The 18,564-nt window shown below is 63.6% G+C and carries 16 protein-coding genes and 1 pseudogene; 4 read left to right on the top strand and 13 right to left on the bottom strand.

The window, feature by feature from the left end:
* Positions 1–106: 106 nt before the first annotated feature.
* The 3 genes from G4O04_06275 to G4O04_06265 form a co-directional block, all read right to left on the bottom strand.
* The gene (locus tag G4O04_06275) at positions 107–1,129 is read right to left on the bottom strand and encodes an ABC transporter permease (protein HEY58126.1); all 1,023 of its coding nucleotides are present in this window, start codon (positions 1,127–1,129) and stop codon (positions 107–109) included.
* Positions 1,110–2,063, bottom strand: coding sequence for an ABC transporter ATP-binding protein (locus G4O04_06270; protein HEY58125.1), 954 nt, complete (start codon positions 2,061–2,063; stop codon positions 1,110–1,112). Before G4O04_06270 ends, G4O04_06275 begins: the two co-directional genes overlap by 20 nt.
* Before the next feature lie 120 nt (positions 2,064–2,183).
* Positions 2,184–3,371, bottom strand: a complete 1,188-nt coding sequence (locus G4O04_06265) for a hypothetical protein (protein ID HEY58124.1) — start codon at positions 3,369–3,371, stop codon at positions 2,184–2,186.
* A gap of 166 nt (positions 3,372–3,537) precedes the next feature.
* Between G4O04_06265 and G4O04_06260 the strand changes: the two genes are divergently transcribed.
* Complete coding sequence (locus G4O04_06260; protein ID HEY58123.1) at positions 3,538–5,157, top strand: NAD(P)H-hydrate dehydratase; 1,620 nt, start codon at positions 3,538–3,540, stop codon at positions 5,155–5,157.
* A 79-nt stretch (positions 5,158–5,236) separates the two neighbouring features.
* Here G4O04_06260 and G4O04_06255 read toward each other — a convergent pair whose 3' ends face one another.
* The 3 genes from G4O04_06255 to G4O04_06245 all read right to left on the bottom strand — a co-directional run bounded on the left by G4O04_06255 (position 5,237) and on the right by G4O04_06245 (position 7,907).
* Positions 5,237–5,674, bottom strand: a complete 438-nt coding sequence (locus G4O04_06255) for a hypothetical protein (protein HEY58122.1) — start codon at positions 5,672–5,674, stop codon at positions 5,237–5,239.
* 3 nt (positions 5,675–5,677) lie between these two features.
* Complete coding sequence (locus tag G4O04_06250) at positions 5,678–6,118, bottom strand: hypothetical protein (GenBank protein ID HEY58121.1); 441 nt, start codon at positions 6,116–6,118, stop codon at positions 5,678–5,680.
* A 172-nt stretch (positions 6,119–6,290) separates the two neighbouring features.
* Positions 6,291–7,907 carry a fatty acid--CoA ligase gene (locus G4O04_06245; GenBank protein ID HEY58120.1) on the bottom strand — a complete coding sequence of 539 codons (1,617 nt, stop codon included), beginning with the start codon at positions 7,905–7,907 and terminating at the stop codon, positions 6,291–6,293.
* Positions 7,908–8,049: 142 nt separating this feature from the next.
* On the opposite strand from G4O04_06245, the gene G4O04_06240 reads away from it, so the two are divergent.
* From G4O04_06240 to G4O04_06230, 3 genes are read left to right on the top strand one after another with little or no spacing between them, the layout of a single operon-like run.
* Complete coding sequence (locus G4O04_06240; GenBank protein ID HEY58119.1) at positions 8,050–9,471, top strand: phosphoglucomutase/phosphomannomutase family protein; 1,422 nt, start codon at positions 8,050–8,052, stop codon at positions 9,469–9,471.
* A 2-nt stretch (positions 9,472–9,473) separates the two neighbouring features.
* Complete coding sequence (locus G4O04_06235; GenBank protein HEY58118.1) at positions 9,474–10,286, top strand: TatD family hydrolase; 813 nt, start codon at positions 9,474–9,476, stop codon at positions 10,284–10,286.
* A complete protein-coding gene (locus G4O04_06230; protein ID HEY58117.1) occupies positions 10,283–11,248 on the top strand; it encodes a polyprenyl synthetase family protein in 966 nt (321 codons plus the stop codon). Before G4O04_06235 ends, G4O04_06230 begins: the two co-directional genes overlap by 4 nt.
* A 65-nt stretch (positions 11,249–11,313) precedes the next feature.
* Here G4O04_06230 and G4O04_06225 read toward each other — a convergent pair whose 3' ends face one another.
* The 7 genes and pseudogenes from G4O04_06225 to G4O04_06195 form a co-directional block, all read right to left on the bottom strand.
* Positions 11,314–12,606, bottom strand: a complete 1,293-nt coding sequence (locus G4O04_06225) for an FtsW/RodA/SpoVE family cell cycle protein (GenBank protein HEY58116.1) — start codon at positions 12,604–12,606, stop codon at positions 11,314–11,316.
* A gap of 91 nt (positions 12,607–12,697) precedes the next feature.
* Positions 12,698–13,879, bottom strand: coding sequence for a sulfotransferase (locus G4O04_06220; protein ID HEY58115.1), 1,182 nt, complete (start codon positions 13,877–13,879; stop codon positions 12,698–12,700).
* A 90-nt stretch (positions 13,880–13,969) separates the two neighbouring features.
* Positions 13,970–14,848: an S-methyl-5'-thioadenosine phosphorylase gene (gene mtnP, locus G4O04_06215; protein HEY58114.1), complete on the bottom strand. Its 879-nt coding sequence runs from the start codon at positions 14,846–14,848 to the stop codon at positions 13,970–13,972.
* A gap of 96 nt (positions 14,849–14,944) precedes the next feature.
* Positions 14,945–15,745 carry a ParB N-terminal domain-containing protein gene (locus tag G4O04_06210; GenBank protein HEY58113.1) on the bottom strand — a complete coding sequence of 267 codons (801 nt, stop codon included), beginning with the start codon at positions 15,743–15,745 and terminating at the stop codon, positions 14,945–14,947.
* A gap of 117 nt (positions 15,746–15,862) precedes the next feature.
* Positions 15,863–16,960, bottom strand: coding sequence for an endolytic transglycosylase MltG (mltG, locus tag G4O04_06205; GenBank protein ID HEY58112.1), 1,098 nt, complete (start codon positions 16,958–16,960; stop codon positions 15,863–15,865).
* Positions 16,945–17,373 (bottom strand): Holliday junction resolvase RuvX, encoded by a 429-nt coding sequence (ruvX, locus tag G4O04_06200; protein ID HEY58111.1) that lies wholly within the window; start codon positions 17,371–17,373, stop codon positions 16,945–16,947. Before ruvX ends, mltG begins: the two co-directional genes overlap by 16 nt.
* Positions 17,374–17,591: 218 nt before the next feature.
* Positions 17,592–17,717, bottom strand: a pseudogene (locus G4O04_06195) (ABC transporter ATP-binding protein).
* Between the last annotated feature and the right edge of the window lie 847 nt (positions 17,718–18,564).

Raw genomic sequence — 18,564 nt, 5'->3', positions numbered from 1 at the left:
TTGTGAACCTCCACCTCATTTGGCCCCCATTTTACCCGAAGCGCCCCCTTTTCTCTCCTTCTGGGAGAGAAAAGGGGGCTACTGTACAGAGAAGAAGGCCTGACATTCAGGCACGCACTTCCTGCCTCTGGAAGAGCACATAAGCCAGGGCAAAGAGCAGCAAATTGGCGGCGATGAGGCCTGTCAGATGCGGCCAGATGAGCATGACGCTCTGGCTGAGCGGCAACGGTGTGCCCAGGATGGCGCCCTGCGCTTGGACTGGCAGGACGAAACTCAGGGTGCGCACCGTGGGGTACAGCAAAGCGATCACGATCTCCGAGAAAAGCACCCCTGGGGCCATGCGACTCAAGGCCAGCAGGGTGTTGGTCTGGCGAACGATTTCCTCCAGGGTGCCGTACCGGACGGGGGCCAGCACCTGACTCAGCCCGGCGGCGATCACATCCCAAAACACGGTGAAGAACAGCCAGGTGGCGATGGAGGCCAGGGCTGCCGTGGCCGGAGAGCGAAAGACCACCGAGAAAAGCAGCGCTAAGGCCATCCAGATACCGCCGTAGAAGACCGTCCCCAGCAGCAGCCAAAGGGCGCGGCCTACTTCTTCACCGGTGGGCGGAATCCCTAAGGTGACGATGCCCAGACCAAACACCAGAAGCCAAATGACGCTGTAGATAAGCGCCTGGGTGAACAACCCGGCCAGGAACTTCCCCATGAGCAGGGCATCCCGATAGATGGGCTGGGAGAGCACCCGCGGCAGAGTGTGCCGGCTGAACTCCCCATTCACGGCGTCGAAGGCCAGGGCGATGGCAATAAGCGGCACCAGAAAGCCCAAAAAGTCCACAAATGAAGGCAAGGGCTTCTTGGCCGTGGTGAACAGTTTGAGGAAGAGAAATTCGTTACCGCTGGCCCGCACATTGCCCGAAGACACCGCCGCATACACCGTGCCGATGGCCGTCAGCGCGATGAGCACCTCCAGAATGTGCATGCGCACGCTGGTGAGGTGGTCGGCCATCTCCTTGGTGACCACGGCCCACAGGCCGGTCCAGGGGGAGCCTTCGCGCTCACGGGGTACCGGAGTGCTAGGGAGGCGCTTGCGCACATAGGTCACCTGGGGCTTAGCCTTCTCCTTTTTCATGGCGCACCTCCTCGAAGTAGCGGGTGTAGATGTCGTCCAGGCTGGGCAGGTCTAGGTCGAGGCGAAGCAAGCGGCCTCCGTTCTCGATCACGGCCTGAGCGACCTTGGGCCGAATGTCTTCCACAGTTTTCACCACCAGGGCATGCTCGTCCACCTGTTGCACCTCCTGCACGCCCTGCAACCGCTCCAGCGCCGGGCGCACCCGTGCGGCCTCGTTGGCCAGGGTGAGGTGAATGTGATAGGCCGAGCCCAGAATGCGCCGCGCCAGTTCGGGCACCGTGCCTTCCAGCCCTTTGCGACCCCGATAGAACAGCCCCACCCGGTCACAGACCTGTTGCACCTGATGCAACAGGTGGGAGGAGAGCAGGATGGTGATGCCATCCTCTTTGAGTTCCTGAATGTAGCCCAGGAACTCGCGGGCCGATTCGGGGTCTAATCCCTGGGTGGGCTCGTCCATGATGATGATATCCGGATCCTTGATGAGGACATCGGCCACCGCCAGACGTTGACGCATGCCCAGGGAATATGTGTGCACCGGCTGGAGGGCCACCTCGGCCAGACCAACCCTCTCCAAAGCCTGTTCGATGCGCTTGCGCGCCTCGGCGCGGGGCAACCCGTTGAGTTTGGCGGTGTAAAACAGGTTGTCCCACGCGCTCAGGTCATCGTAAAAGCCCACCCGGTCAGGGATATAGCCTACCCGGGCCTTGATTTGCAAGGGATAGCGGGTGGGGTCCAGCCCCAACACCCGCACCGTGCCCTCGGTGGGGTCCGTCAGGCCCAGGAGCATAAGGATGGTGGTGGTCTTCCCCGACCCGTTGGGGCCCAAGATGCCGTACACTTCCCCGGCATGGATTTCCAGGTCCAGGTTGCGCACGGCGGTGAAGCCGTCATAACGCTTGGTCAACCCTTTGGTTTCGATGACAATATCCGACATAGGCCCCTCCTTTGTGGCGGGGATGGCGGGAGGAGGAGACGGTCGGCCCCGACGCACACGGAGTGCCGGGCAGGGCCTCCCCCCCTCCCAAGAAGGAGGCGGAGGCCCTGAAGTGGGATTCTATCGGCGGCCGAAGCGAGCGACCGCCAGGCTGACCACCAACACAGCCACCGCGATGATGGCCAGGCCGACCAACCCCCAAAGGGTGGAAGTGGTCACCGTGACACGGAAGTCGGTGGTGCTGGTTCCCGTGCCTTCGCTGTTGATGCGCAAGGTGACCATGTAGTCCCCAGCCACCGCCTGGGCTGAGGGATGAATGCTCACCGTGACTTTCGTCTTTTGCCCGGCCTCCAGTTGGTCGATCTGTTGGGGGTCAAAGGAGACCTTCCATTCTCCGGGGGCTGAGGCGCTCAACTTGATGTTGTGGGCGGCCGCGGAGCCGTTGTTCTCCAGCACAAACTCGAATTTGGTTTCCTTGCCCGCCTGAGCACGGCCCGAGAGACGCCCGTCAGGCAGGGAGAGGTTGAGGCGCGGCTGTCCGGTAATCACGGCCAACACTTGCGTCGAGGCGGTCAGATTGTTCCCGGTAGCCGTGACGGTGATGGGGTATTCGCCCGCGGGCAGTTGACCGAGAGGACGCACTTCAACATCAATGCGCTTGCTGCTGCCCGCTTCCACGGGAATGGCCGTGATCTCCTTGGCCAGATACTTGAAACTCACGATGAAGCCCAAAGGCGCATCGGCCTGCAAGTTGATCGACGCGTCGGTGGCTGATTCGTTTTTCACCGTCAGCCCATAGCGAAAAGTGGTGTTGGACGACCCTTTGAGCGTGGGAAGGTCCACCTGAAGGGTCAACTTGGGGGCTTTGCGGGCTTTGATGGTCAGGGTGAGGGGGATGGTCACCTGAGTCCCCTGATTGTCTTTGACCACGGCCTGGAAGGCATAGTCCCCCGCTTTGGCATCCTTGGCCGAGGTGACGCGGAGGTTGACGGACACTTCCTCGTCGGCGGGAAGGTAGACGGCGCGGATGGTGCGAATCCCACCGCGGAACTCGGCTTCCCAACCCTCCGGCAGTCCCTGCACTTCCAGGCTTACCGTACGGGCGGTGGTGGATTGCAACGCCAGTTCAAAAGTGGCGCTTTCATTGGCCCCTACGATGATCACCGGATACTTGGCGTAACCAATGATCTGCGGCGTCGCGCCAACGGTGGTGGGCGGGTTCTCCCCTTGGGCCCATGCCGCGGTGGCAGGCAACGCCAGAGCCGTAAGGAGCATCAACGCGATCCACAGCGACCAACGAGTACGCATGAGCCACCTCCTTGAGAGGATGTGGATGGACGTGCGCTGACGCACAATCGGATTCGATTTTAACGCGGGATGGTAAGAAAACCGTTAACACCTTAAGGGAAGATTAATGTCTCCTGCCTGCGGGGTATAATGAGAGCAGAACTTCATGCTTCGCGCGGAGGGTGCTATGAAACTGGTCACTGTGGCCGAAATGCGTGCCATCGAGCAGGCCTCAGACGCTCGAGGGTGGACTTACGAGGATATGATGGAGGCCGCGGGTACCGGCCTGGCCCGCCTCGTCGCCAACCTCTATGGTGACCTGCTGGAGAGAAGCGCGTTGGGCCTGGTGGGTGCGGGAAACAACGGGGGAGATACCCTGGTCGCCCTGTCCTGGCTGGCCGAACACGGCTGGCGGGTGACGGCTTACCTGGTCAAGCCGCGGTCAGGCGACCCGCTGGTCGATCGGGTACGGAAGGCAGGCGGAAAGGTGCTCGACCGCGCCGAGGACGAAGAGGGACAGCAGTTAGCCGAAGCCATCGCCGACCACAGGGTGCTGCTGGACGGCGTGCTGGGGACCGGTGTACGGCTCCCGCTGCGGGAGCCGGTTGCCTCGTTCCTGGCCCGGGCCCGTGCCCTGGTGGAACGCCATCAACCCCATGTGGTGGCCGTAGATGTACCCTCGGGCGTGGATTGCGATACAGGCGCCGTGGCCGAGCAGGCCATCCCCGCCGAGCACACGGTAACCATGGCTGCGGCCAAAATGGGCATGGTGCAACTGCCCGCGCTGGCGTTCCTTGGGCAGTTGCATTGCGTTTCCATCGGCACGCCGCCCGACTTGCCCGAATGGCAAGCCGTGCATCGCGAGGTGGTGGACGCAGACCGGGTGCGGGCTTTGCTGCCGCCACGCCCCGCCGATGCCCACAAGGGCACCTTTGGCACGGTGATGGTGGTGGCCGGTTCGATGAACTTCACTGGCGCGGCCTTGCTGGCGGGCAGGGCGGCTTATCGCGTGGGAGCAGGACTGGTCACGCTGGCGGTGCCCGCGCCCCTGCATACGGCCCTGGCCGGACATTTCCCCGAGGCCACCTGGGTGTTGCTCCCCCATGAGTTGGGGGTGATTTCCGACGCCGCCGTGGATGTGCTGCGCGAGAATCTGGGGCGGTCCAGGGCCATGGTGGTCGGGCCAGGGTTTGGCCTGGAAGATCCGACGGCGGCCTTTGTGGAGCGGTTTCTTGGGCACCCCGCGAAGAAAGGAGCCGGGATCGGGTTCCTCCAGACCTCAGAGGAACCCCACCGGGAGCCTTTGCCCTGGCCGCCTCTGGTGGTGGACGCCGATGGGTTGAAACTGCTGGCGCGGGTGCCGGAATGGTTCCGGTTGCTGCCTGCCCCGGCGGTGTTGACGCCGCACCCCGGGGAGATGAGTGTGCTCACCGGCCTCAGCCGGCAGGAGATTCAAAGCGACCGCCTGGGCGTGGCCGAGCACTTTGCCTGGGAATGGGGGCATGTGGTGGTGCTCAAGGGGGCCGGGACCGTCATCGCCGCCCCCGACGGGCGAACCGCCGTGGTGCCGGTGGCCTCATCAGCCCTGGCGCGGGCCGGTACGGGCGATGTGCTGGCGGGCACCATCGCCGGGTTGCGCGCCCAGGGGCTTGCCGCTTATGAGGCCGCCCTGGCCGGAGCCTGGCTGCACGCCCAGGCGGGCCTGGAGGCCGCCCGGCAATGGGGCTATACGGCCCCGGTACTGGCCGGTGAGTTGGTGGAGGCTTTGGGGGATGTGCAGGCGCAATTGATGCAAAACGAGCGGTGAAGCAAGCCGCCTTTCCAGCAACCATCAAGGGCCGCGTCTTACCGGACGCGGCCCTTTTGGCCTCCAAAAGCGGGCTGGTTCAGGAGGCGTGGGTGGGGTGGGACGCGCCGCCTTCGTCCTCCCAGCGGTGCTCTTCGTGGGTGGTGGCCTCGGGTTCGGAAGCCGTGCCCTTCCGCCCCACGCGTTTGGCGGCCTCCTCTACCACCTGGGTGGCCTTCTTCTTTTGCTCCTCGACCACTTCGGCACCCCGGCGTTGCAGTTCAATGGCCTGTTCCTGCGCCTGTTTGGCCAGTTCTTCGGCCTTGCGACGGGCCTCGATCAGGGCTTCTTCGGCTTTCTTCCGTGCCTCTTCGGCGGTAATCTCGGTGCGCTCTTTCAGTTCGATGCTCTTCTTGCGCAGGTATTCGCGGGTTTCTTCACCCGATTGGGGCGCCATAAGCAACGCGGTCAGGACCCCTACAACCCCACCGACGATGAATCCAGCCAGGAAGGCACCGAAATCATTGCGCTCGGACATGGCTCACTCTCCTTTTTTCGAGGGTTTTCCAAACGGACGGACCAGGCCGCCAAGATGTTGGAAGACGGCGAGATATTCGTTGAGTTTGATCACCGGTTGAACCAGGTGTTGACTCAAAAACTCCGTGGTGCCCCGCACAGTGTCCACCGTTTCCTGCGTGGAACGCAGGATGGGCTTCACTTCGTTCTGAATGAGGTTGATCAAGATGGCCAGTTGAACCACCAGAACGAAAAGCGCCAGGCCGATCAAAAAGACTTCCAGGGCGAGGAAGATGAGAAACACATCCCGGATCCGGGCCGTGGGGGTTTCCGGCTGCAAGAGATAGAAGGTCACTCCTACGAATAAGGCCACCACGAGCAAGGCGCCGATCCCCAGGCCCACTTTGACCCAGAGAGAAGTTGGCCTGCTCGTCGGGAGCGGGGGTGTATTGACTTTGTTGTTCATGGGCTGCTCACATCCTGTGGTTCGAAGGGTGAAAAACCTGCCAGGTTTATTATACCCTATCCGTTTCCAGTCCTGGGCCGCAGCGCCAAATTGGGGCTGTTTTCTCCCGCGCCCCAACAGAAAAAGCCTCCCCCAGAAGGGCCGGGAGAGGCTGGCGAACGCTTCTGAGGGGTTACTGGGTGACCCCGAACTGGGCACGCAGGGCTTTCTTGTCAATTTTGCCCACACTGGTCTTGGGAAGGGACTCCACGAACCGGTAGTGTTCGGGGATAGCCCACTTGGTGATAGCGCCTTCCTCAGCGTACCGAGCCAGGTGAGCCTGAAGTTCTTCGGGAGTGGGGGCTTCATCACGAGGCACAATGATGGCCAGGGGACGCTCGCCCCACTTCTCGTCGGGAATCCCAATGACCGCGGCTTCGGAGACTTTGGGATGCAGGCTGAGCAGGTTCTCCAGTTCCAACGAGGAAATCCATTCGCCGCCGCTCTTGATGACATCCTTGAGCCGGTCAACGATCTGAATGTAGCCCTGGGGGTCGATCACGGCCACATCGCCGGTGTGCAACCAGCCGCCCTCCCAAAGCGCTGCGCTGCGTTCCGGGTCGTTGAGATAGCCGGGCGTAAGCCAGGGCGTGCGCACCTGGATTTCGCCCTGCTCCTTCCCGTCATGGGCTACCTCCTGGCCGTTGGCGTTGACCACGCGCAATTTGACCAGGGGGACAGGCACGCCGGTCTTGATCAGGTAGTCCAGTTGCTCCTCATCGCTGAGGCCGGTCATCGTGGGGCGGAGCATGGCCAGGGTGAGCAGAGGCGCGGTTTCGGACATGCCGTATCCGGCATACACATTGATGCCCAGTTGGCGGGCCCGCTGGGCGAGGCCTTTGGTCAACCGGGCGCCGCCGATGATCACCTTCCAGCCGTTGAAGTTGATCTTGTCGATCCCCGGCGCATCCACCACCATTTGCAGAATGGTGGGCACGCAGTGGCTGAAGGTGACCTTGTGGGTCAGGATGAGTTTGACCAGCATCTGCGGCTCGTAGCGGCCCGGGTAGACCTGCTTAGCTCCCATCAGCGTTAGGGTATAAGGCACACCCCAACCGTGGACATGGAACAGCGGGGTCAGCGGCATGTAGACATCCTGTTTGGTGACGCCGCCGAAGTCGGCCATGGTGCCCACGGCCACGCCCTCGGCCAGCGTGTGCAACACCATTTGCCGGTGGGAGAAGTACACCCCTTTGGGCTTCCCCGTGGTGCCAGTGGTGTAAGCCAGCGTGGCCTGGGTGTTTTCGTCGAATTCGGGTAACTCGCTCAGGGGGGTGGCGCTGTTGAGGAAGGTCTCGTAATCCACATCGGCCAGCGGGGTGTCCGGCGGCTCCGGTTTGTCGGTGATGAGGATGTATTTGCGCACGGTGGAGAGGTTGGGGCGCAGTTTTTCCACCAGCGGGAGGAAATCCTCATGGAAGATGAGCACCTCGTCCTCAGCGTGCAGAATGGTGTAGGCCACATCGGCCGGGGCCAGTCGGGGGTTGATGGTGTGCATGATGGCCCCGATGCCTGGCACGGCGAAGTACATCTCCAGGTAGCGGTGACTGTCCCATTCGATGATCCCCACCCGGGTGCCCATCTTCACGCCAATGCTTTGCAACGCCCCGGCCAGTTTGAGCACCCGCTGGTACATTTCCGCGTAAGTGTATTCCCAGATGTCGCGGTAGTAAATTTTTTGCTCAGGCGCCCACTGCACGCCCGATTCCAGGATGTGCTTGAGCAACAGTTGATAGTTGTATGGGGGCATGGTTCCTCCTCCGAGTTTGGGATCTCTGTTTCGGCGAGCGAGGAAGCAGAGTGTGATGTTATAAGTATAGAGAAAGTAGCGGCAAAAGGCAAGCCGACGCGGTGTTATAATTGACGCGGCACGGCAATTTAAGGAGGAGCACATGACCAATCGCATTCACTTCGGCACCGACGGTTGGCGAGGCACCATTGCAGAAGATTACACTTTTGCCAATGTGCGCCGCGCGGCCCAGGGCTTTGCCCGGTATTTGCTGGCTCAGGGAAAGCGGGACGAATGGATCCTCGTCGGCTACGACAAACGTTTCCATTCGGAGAACTTCGGCGCGGCGGTGGCCGAGGTGCTGGCGGCCAACGGCCTGCGGGTGTACCTGACCCAGGAAGCCACGCCTACGCCAGTGATTTCCTATTCGGTCGTCGCCAAAGGCGCGGCGGGAGCGGTGAACATCACCGCCTCGCACAACCCCCCTGGAGACAACGGCTTCAAAGTGCGTGACGAACATGGCGGGGCCATTGCGCCAGAAGGGCTGCGGGAAATCGAGGCGCTGATTCCGAAAACGGTCGACGAAGTGCAGCGCATGCCTCTGGCCGAGGCAGAGGCCCAGGGGCGGGTGGTGCGTTTTGACCCGGCGCCCGACTATATCGCCCACCTGCACGAGTTGATCGACCTGGAGCCGATCAAGCAGGCCGGGCTGCGTGTGTTGGTGGACCCCATGTGGGGCAACGGCGCCGGATGGTTCCCCCGCTTACTGTCTGGTGGGAAGACCACCGTAGAGGAAATCCACAATGTGCGCAACCCCATCTTCCCCGAGATGAAACGCCCCGAACCCATTCCACCGAACATCGATGTGGGGCTGGCCGAGACCGTCAAGCAGGGCGCCGATGTGCTCATCATCACCGACGGCGATGCGGACCGCGTCGGGCTGGGCGACGAACACGGGCGTTTCGTCAACCAACTGCGGGTGTACGCCCTTCTGGCTTACTACCTGCTCGAGGTTCGCGGTGAGCGGGGCCCCATTGTCAAAACCCTTTCCACCACCACCCTGCTGAACAAACTGGGCGAACGTTACGGCGTGCCGGTGTACGAAACCGGCGTGGGCTTCAAGTATGTGGCGCCCAAGATGCTGGAAGTGGACGCCCTCATCGGCGGCGAGGAATCGGGCGGTTACGCCTTCCGCGGGCATGTCCCTGAACGGGACGGTATCCTCGCCGGGCTGTATCTGCTGGATATGATGGTGAAACTGGGCCGCAAGCCGGCCGAGTTGGTGGACCTGCTCTTCCGCGAGGTCGGGCCCTCGTACTATGACCGCATCGATATGCCTTTCACCGGGGAACGCAAGCCCATTAAGGAGCGCATCCGGCAGACGCGGCCCGACACTATTGGCGGCTTGAAAGTGACTGGCTTCCGCGACCTGGATGGCTACCAGTTCCTGCTGGAAGACGGCGGATGGTTGCTTATCCGCTTCTCGGGCACCGAGCCGCTGTTGCGGGTGTACTGCGAAACCACCGAGTCGGAGCGGGTTCAGGCCATCCTGGACGACGGGTTGCGCATCGCGGGGCTGCGGTAGTGCTGCGTCTTGTCGATACCCATTGCCATCTGGATTTCGAGCGCTTTGCCGCCGACCGCGAAGAGGTCCTTCGCCGGGCGCGGGCCGAAGGGGTATGGCGTATGGTCACTCTGGGGGTGGACGGTCCCTCGTCTCAGGCGGCGGTGGCGCTGGCCCGCCAGCACGAAGCGGTGTACGCAGGGGTTGGGGTGCACCCCAACGACGCGGCCCGCTCCTGGCAGGGCGAAGCCAGCAAGCAAGAACTGCGCCGTCTGGCGGGCGATCCCAAAGTGGTGGTCATCGGAGAGATCGGCCTGGACTACTACCGCGACCGCACCCCACGGCCCAGGCAACGGCAGGTACTGCGGGAACAACTGGACCTGGCCGCCCAACTGGGGTTACCGGTTTCCTTGCACAATCGCGAAGCCACTGAGGACCTGCTGGCCCTGTTGCGCGAATGGGTGACCGAACTGCGCCACCAGAACCGTCCGCTGGCCGAACGACCCGGCGTGTGGCACGCCTTTTCGGGCGATGAGCGTGATGCCCGGCGGGCGTTGGATTTGGGCTTTTTCCTGGGCATCGGTGGTCCGGTGACCTTCAAAAACGCCCCTGAACGGCGCCGCGTGCTGGCTTCCCTGCCTTTGGAACGCCTGCTCCTGGAAACCGACGCCCCCTTTTTAGCCCCCCATCCCTACCGGGGCCGGCGTAACGAGCCAGCGTATGTGCATCTGGTCGCCCAAACCATTGCCCAAGTCCACGGGCGTTCGCTGGAAGAAGTGGCCTGGCGGACCACACAGAACGCCTGCATCCTTTTTGCCTGGAGAGACAAAGTTTGAGCACAGCGATTTTTCCCGAGCCCATCCGTGAGCAATTGCGCGCGGTGGAGCGTTTGATGGTCGAACAGGCCGAAGGCCACCATCCCGATCTGCGTGCGGCCCTGGCCCACCTGGTGGCTGCCGGTGGAAAACGGGTACGCCCGGCGTTGGTCCTTTTGGTGGGGGGAATGCTGAAAGGCGAGACCCAACCTTTGTCGACTTTTGCCGCCGCGGTGGAGATGTTGCACACGGCCACTTTGGTGCACGATGACCTCATTGATGGGGCGTTGATGCGACGGGGGATGCCCACCCTCAACGCCCAATGGTCACCGGCGGCCACGGTGCTCACCGGGGATTTCATCTTCGCCCGCTCGGCCACTCTGGCCGCAGCCACCAACTCGGTGCAGGTGATGCGTATGTTCGCCGACACGCTGGCCGTCATCGTCAGCGGCGAGATCTCCCAGTTATTCGACGGCATCCACCACACCGATCGGGAGCGTTACTACCGCCGCATTTACGCCAAGACGGCTTCCTTGTTCGAGTTGGCCACGGCCGGAGCCGCCGTGTTGAGCCAGGCGCCGGAAGAACAGGTAGAGGCCATGCGCCGGTTAGGGTATGCTCTGGGCATGGCCTTCCAAATCGTGGACGACATTTTAGATTTCACCGGCTCCCCGGCCCAAATGGGCAAGCCCATTGGCAGCGATTTACGCAACGGGATCGTCACCCTGCCGGTGCTCAACTACGCAGAGCGGCATCCCGAGGCCGAAGGGGTGGTCCTCCTGCGCGAGGGGAAGGCACTCCCCGACCCCGTGTTGGACGAACTGATCGAGCAGGTGCGGCAGAGCGAAGCCATCGCCCAGGCGGCCGAGGAAGCCCGGCAGTTCGTGCGCGAAGCCTGGAGGATTTTGAGCGCCTTCCCCCAGGGACAGGAGCGCGAGGCGTTGTGGTCTTTGGGCGCCTACATCGTGGATCGGGAATTTTGAACGAAGAATGTTTTCGCCCGCAGAAGCCCGGATGGAAGGCCTCTTCCTGCCGGGCTTTTTTACGGTCAGCCAACGGCCAGGATCAGCGCCACGGCCACGACCAGAAACCCCAGGCCCAGCCCTTGTGCCAGGCGGCGCAAAGAGCGCGGCCAGGCTTGCCAGGCGCCGGGCTGGGCTTCCGGGGCCAGGCGCAGCAGCAACGCCAGCCCAACAAAGGAAACCACCAGGGCGCTGCCGCCATAAGCCAGGAAGGGCAAGGGCAAACCGGTGACAGGCAGCAGCCTTAGATTGCCCCCCAGAATGATCAGGCTTTGCCCGCCGTAATGGACGCCCAGCCCGGCGGCCAGCAGGCGGCCAAAGAGATCCTGACGCTGTGCGGCGACCTGCAAAGCGTTCAGCCACAAAGAGACCAGCAGCAGGAGCAAGGCGGTGCCTCCCAGCAAGCCCAGTTCCTCCACCAGGGCGATAAAAATGAAGTCGGAGTGCGCCAAAGGCACGCGGTACGGTGTACCCAGGCCGGGGCCGCGGCCCAGCAGGCCGCCCCGGGCCAGGGCCAGCGCGGCTTGGATGGGCTGGTAGCCATAGCCCAGGGGATCGGCCCAGGGATGTAACCAGGCGAGGACGCGCAGCCGTACCAGGGGCAGGAAGAGGGCGCCCGCCACACCGGCAGCCACCAGACCGACCAGGGCCGCTCCCGGCAACCACGGCCATCCCCTGGCGAGGTAGAGCAGGCTGACGCCCAGCATCACCAGGACCAACGCCGTGCCCAAATCGCCCTGGGCCAGCGGCAAGGTCACGGCAAGGAGGGGACCGAGAAACGCCGCCCAAGGCTTCCTCCCCGGTTTGGCCCCTACGTTGGCAAAGGAACCCTCATCGGCGAACTGCCCGGCCAGATAAACCAGCAGGGCCAGTTTCAGGGTCTCCGAGGGCTGGAAGTACACGCCACAGCACCCCAACCACAGGCGCGGTCCGGCGACCGTGGGCGAATGCCCGATGGCCAGGGTAAGGGCCGTCAGGAGCAGGCTAAAGCCCATCCAGAAACCGCGACGGCGGCGCAGGGAGGACAGCAGCGATGCGGGGCGGAGGAGCAGGTGGAAGAGGGCCAGACCAACCAGGGCCCAAAGGGTCTGGCGCAGGCCCAGAAAGGGATGCAGTCGGTAAAGGGCGAGCAGGCCAAGGCCGACCAGCGCTGCGGCCGGCGGCCAAAAGGGTGCGGTTTGAACACCCTGGCGACGCAGGCGAAGGTCGGTCAGCCAGGCCAACAGGGACCACCCAAAGGCAAACGGCCAATGCAGCCAGAGCACTTCGTCGCCCCCCAGTCGGGGGGCCAGCGTAAGGGCCGCGGCATAGGCCGCCATGACGGCGGCGAGCCATCCCCAGGGGGCGCTGCCGGGCTGAGACGCTGCCCTTTCGAGGGATGGACAGCCTCTTTGAGGGGCAGGGGGCAGTTCAGGGTTCCGGGTCATCGGGTAAATAAGGCAATCCGTAGAGCGAGGTGATCTCCTCGAAGGCCTGGGCCACCTCCTCTGGGGTTAGCCCCATTTCTTGCCAGGGGTAACGGTGGCGGCTGCGAAACGCCCGCACCTCAGGCGTGCGTTGGGTCAAGAACTTGTGGAAATCTTCGCTCAGCGGCAGGCCCAGTTGCCAGTAGATGCGCTCCACAGTGGCCTGAAGGTCGGCTTGGAGTTCGGTGTAGGCCACGCGGATCATCCGTTCCGGCGGCAAAGGGGCCAGGTCTTCGTACAGCCGGAGATACCAGATGCGGTTGTGTTCCAGAACGGCGCGGGCCAGGGAACGCAGGTCGCCGGGGCAGCCGTTCATTCGCCAGTGGCCGCGCCACAAGGCCACGGACGACGGCACCACATGGACCGGGTGGCGCACCAGGTGGATGAACCGGGCGTCGGGGAAAAGGCGCACCAAATCGGGGATGGCCGAGGAAAAAGTCGGCGGTTTGCTGAGATAGGTTCCCCCGCCGTGGGCGTAAAGGTGACGTTGGAGCATGGCGCGGTAGAAGGCCATCTCCCTTTGTCGACGGGGAGGCGGCACGCAGCGGGAGTAGTCGGCGTAGTCCCACAGCAAATCGGGGAAAGGGAAGAACGCCAGCAGATCATAGCCCGCCGCCTGATGGATGAGCAGTTGGGCGTCCTCTTCGGGGTGGAGAAAACTCAACCGATGGACGCGAAAATAATCGCGGTTTTGGGGCAGGTTCCCCCAGGCGCGCTCCAGGGAGGCGACCAGGCGGCGCAGGGGGCTGCCCAGAAACCGGTCCAGGCGCAACACGCTCCAGATGATCTTCCGCTGCGTCACCGAAGGGGCGAAGAAACTTTCCCACAAATCCATGGGCGCGAACTGGGGATCGCGGGCCAGAGTGCTGAGCAAGAGGGTGGTCCCTGAGCGGTGGGGGGCGACGATGAACACCGGTTCGCGCACCGGCTGGCGGCGGTAGCCCGGGAAGAGCAGGTCGTCCAGCAGCCAGGCCAGTCGGTGGGAGGCTTCCATCAAGGGGAAGAACAGACCCACCTGGAAGAGGAGGAACAGTACCCGCTGGGGGCAAAGCCGTGCCGGGGTGCGGCGGGCGCGAAACAGGCTGGCGAAGAGCAAGCGACGTAGCAAGGCGAAGTTGAAGGTCACGGGCGGCCTCGTCTTCTGGAAGGTGGCGGCAAAGAGGGGCGTCGGCGCACCCACGGTCCGACGCCCCTGAAAGGACAAGCAGAACTCGACTTACTCGGGGAGATACTTCTCCACCAGCAGGCGGAGGCGGCGTTTGGTTTCGGGGGGGATCATTTCCGGGCGGGTGATGAACGCCGTGGAAAGGGCGCTGGCGCAGGTGCAGGTGGCCTCGGACTGGAGGTTACGCACCAGGTGACGGATGGCTTCCTGGGCATGGCTGACATTGGCGTTGAGCGTGCGGATGACCATCTCCACGGTGACGGGCTCTTCGCTGATATGCCACACATCATAGTCGGTCACATGGGCCATCACGGCGTAGTGCAGTTCGGCCTCTCGGGCGAGAAAGGCCTCGGGGGAGGTGGTCATGCCGATAATGGACATGCCCCACTGGCGGTAGACGTTGGACTCGGCACGGGTGGAAAAACGCGGCCCCTCGATAGTAATGAACGTGCCGCCTTTGTGCACGGTGGCCCCGGTGGCCTGTGCTGCCTGATAGACCTGCTCCGAAAGGTCAGGGCAGAACGGATCGGCCACGCTCACATGGGCCACGAAACCGTCTTCGAAGAAGGAGCGCTTGCGTCCTTTGGTGAAATCGAAGAGTTGATCCGGGATGACGATGTGCCCGGGGGCGTAGTCCTCCCGCAGGGAACCGCAGGCGCTCACGCTGACCACCCGCTCCACCCCGATCATCTTCAACGCGTAGATGTTGGCGCGGTAGTTGATTTCACTGGGGGAGATGAAGTGCCCCCGCCCATGGCGGGCAAGAAATGCCACGGGTTTCCCCTCCAGGCAGCCCACCACAATGGGGGAGGAAGGCTTTCCAAAGGGGGTGTCGAGATCAAATTCGCGGATGTCTTCCAGGCCCTCCATCTGGTAGAGCCCGGAGCCGCCGATGATGCCAAGGACGGGTTTCTCGTCGGGCAAACGCATGGTTCACTCTCCCAAACAAGATGGCGTCAGGCTTTATGATAGCGGGAAAGGGGGAAATGGTCAATGGAACGGACGGTTTGGTTCCCTCGATGGGGGTCACTCATCAAAAAGCACCGTGGGCTCGGCGTAGTAGCGCACGGCTTTCCGCGCCAGGCGCTCCTGGAGCCATTGTTGTAATTCGCGGTTTTTGTCCTCCAGCCCCCCGGCGGCTGCCAGACGCTCCAAAGGGTAGTGGAGCCGGAGAGCGCGGGGAGCCACGGTGAAACGTGTGATGCCCGCCGGGAAGCGATGGCCTTGGGCCACGGCATCCAACACCTGGGGGATGGAAAAAGGCGGGAAGACGACAATCCCTGCGAGGTCCGGATGCAAATGGCGCACTTCGACCGCTCGGGCCACCACGGTGCGATCCAGCGACGCACGGTAGAGATAGGCTTCGACGACCCGGTTGAGGACGGCCAGGGCCTCCGCCACGCTGGAAGGTCGCGGCGCGAGAGCAAAGGCCTGCCCATCGGGCAGGGAAATCAGCAGCAGCACTTCCCGGTCATGCAGCGCCTGGTAGCCTTCCTCGAAGGCCACCGGCTTTAGAGGACGCGCGACCTTTGGCCGGATGGCTGCCAGGAGGGCCTGAGAGCTCAACCCCCAAAGCAAATGGTTCCAGGTCTTCAACGAAACATGAGGATCGTCAGGAGGCACCACCTGAACGAGAATATGGGGAAGACCCATCCGACGAATGGCCGTGACCCGGTTGGTGCCATCCAGGATCATAAAGCGACCTGTTTCGTCCTGCAGGGGCATGACCAGCGGCGGATCGCGGAACACCCCGCTGGCCTGGATGCGGCGCATCAGTGGTTCGGCCCTCTGGGGATCGTGGTGTTCATGGGGAATCACCCGTTCCACAGGCACGATCCGCAAGTGAGGTAGTTTGAGGGAGGAAACAGGGTTTGTGCTCTGAGATGTCATCGCGGCATTCCCTCGCATCACGAAAAATGTCGCCATGGGTTTTTCCCATGGCGATTACGGACACTGCTGGCGAACATGCTCATCAAAGGTCTCGGAAAACACATGGCGACCACTGCCGTCACAGGCGGCACGAAAGAAGAGATACGGAGTAGAAGCCGGAAAGGCCACGGCGCGCAGGGCGGCCTCCCCCGGGTTGGCGATGGGGGCGGGGGGCAGGCCGGGGTGGCGATAGGTGTTGTAGGGGGAATCCACTTGCAGGTCAGAGGTCGCCAGGGGGCTTTTCCACCACTGCCCTGATCGTCCCAAAGCGTATTGCACCGTGGGGTCGGCTTCCAGGCGCATCCCCCGATGCAGGCGATTGAGGTAAACCGAGGCGATGAGGGGCATTTCGTCTTCCACCATAGCCTCGCGTTGCACAATGGAGGCCAGGATAAGGGCCTGATAGGGGGTCAACCCCTGAGCCGCAAAGCCCTGTTGCAGCGCCGGGGTGACCACCTGAGCCAGGCGGGCCACCATGGCCCGAACCAGATCCGAAGGGATGTCGTCGGGGGCCAGGGTGTAGGTGCCCGGAAAAAGAAACCCCTCCAGCGTGGCATCGGGAGGCGCGGGGAAAGGCAAAGGATAATCGGAGGCGTGGGCCGTGGCCGTCAGAAAATCGCCCGCGGAAAACAGTCCCCCCGTCTCCAGCAAGGCGGCCACCTCTTCCCTGCGCCAGCCGGGGAGGGTCTGCACGGTGATCAATCGGGCCGCGGGATTTTGCAACTGGGCCGCCACCTGAGCGGCGGAAAGCGGCCCCTGCAAGCGGTAGGTGCCCTGTTGCAGGCGTCGATCGGCTCCGGTGTAGATGAGATACGCCAGGAAGGCCGCCGGGTCGGCCAGCAGCCCCTGTTCCCACAGCGTCCCGGCGATTTCGTTGGCCGAGGCGCCGGGAGGAATGTAAACGGTGGCCTCCCTTTGGGGGAAGACCACCGGCCGTTGAAGCGTCTCAGCGCGCAGAACCAGGTTGAGGCTCAATCGCCATCGCTGAAACCATCCCAGAGAGGCATCAGGAGGGCCAAAGAGCCGCTGGGCCTGGGCTAAAGGATACAACAGGCCGCCGAGCATCACGGCGACCATGGCGAGCAAAGGGAGCGAAATCAGGATTCGGCGCATGGCGATGGATGGCTGTCCAGATAGGATTGCAGGATCACGGTCGCCGCCAGGGCATCGGGGCGTCGCTTACGGCGGCGCGCCACCCCCATGGCGGACCAGGCTTCGCGCACCGCCTGGGTGCTCCCGGTTTCGTCCCAAAGCACGACAGGGATGGTGGTGCGGGCCCGCAGGGCGGCGGCCAGATTGGCCGCGCGACGGGCCTGCAGCGTGGTCGGGCGGCCCTGGGCATCGGTGGCCTGGCCCACCACGATGCACCCGACCGCGTGCTTCTGGGCCAATTGAAGGATGGCCTCGGCGTCACGCGTTTTGGAGCGGTGCCGCAGGATGGTCAGCGGATTTGCAATGGTGCCTGTGGGATCGGACAAAGCGATCCCGATGAAACGTTCACCGGGATCGACGGCCAGAACACGCATGGTAGGGGTATTATACATGAAAAGGGGGCACGGTGGGGGGAAGGGAAGGTCAAGGGTTGGGCGAGGAAGGCGTTGGCCGCTGAACGGCGATCTGGATGCGAAAGGCCAGCCAGGGCAATCGGGGCCACCAGGAAGGAAACAGGGTGATTTGCGGGGGATGCGTCTGGGCAAATCGGGCCGCGAGGCGCGCAGCGGCTACACCAGGCGGCCGGCCGCTAAGGTCGCGGGCCAGGGCCTCGCCATCGACGCGGGGGAGCACCATCCTGCGGACCCGAAGGCGCCAGCGAAAGACAGGCTTCTCCGGGGCCACCTGCCGGGGCTGCGAGAGGGGCTGCACCTCCAGGGTATCGTTGAGCGGCCAGAGGTCACCTTGCAGGCGGGCGTCCAACACCTGCCGGGCCAGGGCCTTCAGTGTGTCCTGCTCCACCACCAGCACGCCGTACACCTGCCGCAGGGAGAGGCGCAGCACCTGAGCCGGTTCTCCCACCTCGGCGGAAAAGGCCTCTTCCAGCGTGGCTGCCCGGTGAAAAGAAGGGGCGAGGAGCACTCCAGCGCTGCTTTCCTCCTGCAGGCGCTGCAGGGCCTGCTGAGCCAGTTGGATTTCCAGCCGGCGACGCAGGATGGCCTGGTCGGCTTCCGTAGGCGCGGGGACGGTGACATCCTGCCCGCCGGTGGCGGGGTAAGGATTGGTGACGCGGAGTTGGAAGGCCAGAGGCGCTTCCAGCCCCTGCAGGTCGTCAGCGGGGCGGTTGCCTTGGGCGCCCGGCTGGAGGGCTTGCGCCGTAAGGGTGAGGGTGCCCGACGGTGGGACGACGCCTCCCCGGATGACGGCAAAGCGAATCTCCAGGGAGGCCCGACTGAAGACCATCGTCCCCGCGGGAACCTGCACCTCTTTGGTGGTGAGGTTGACGAAGCGCAACACCGCCGTCGCCGCTCGATAAGGCACTTGAGCCCGGCCATGGGGGACCATCTCGTCCGTTCCGTCCACCGTGACCTCTACCCAGCGGGCAGGAACCCGCCCGTCCAGGTGCACTTCCCGGTCATCGGGCGAAGCGCGGACGGTGAGGGTGACCTCTTGCCAGTCCGGTTCAGGGGAGAGGGTGACGGTAGCCCCGGGCAGTGTGAACGCGGCCAGCGCCAACACGGCAAACGCGCCGAGCGTGAAGGCGGCCAGGCGGACCAACGGATGGC

It is taken from the genome of Anaerolineae bacterium, assembly GCA_011176535.1.
In the GTDB taxonomy this organism is placed as follows: domain Bacteria; phylum Chloroflexota; class Anaerolineae; order Anaerolineales; family DRMV01; genus DUEP01.
The sequence above is the reverse complement of the archived record's forward strand: the minus strand, read 5'-3'. Positions and strand labels throughout refer to the sequence as shown.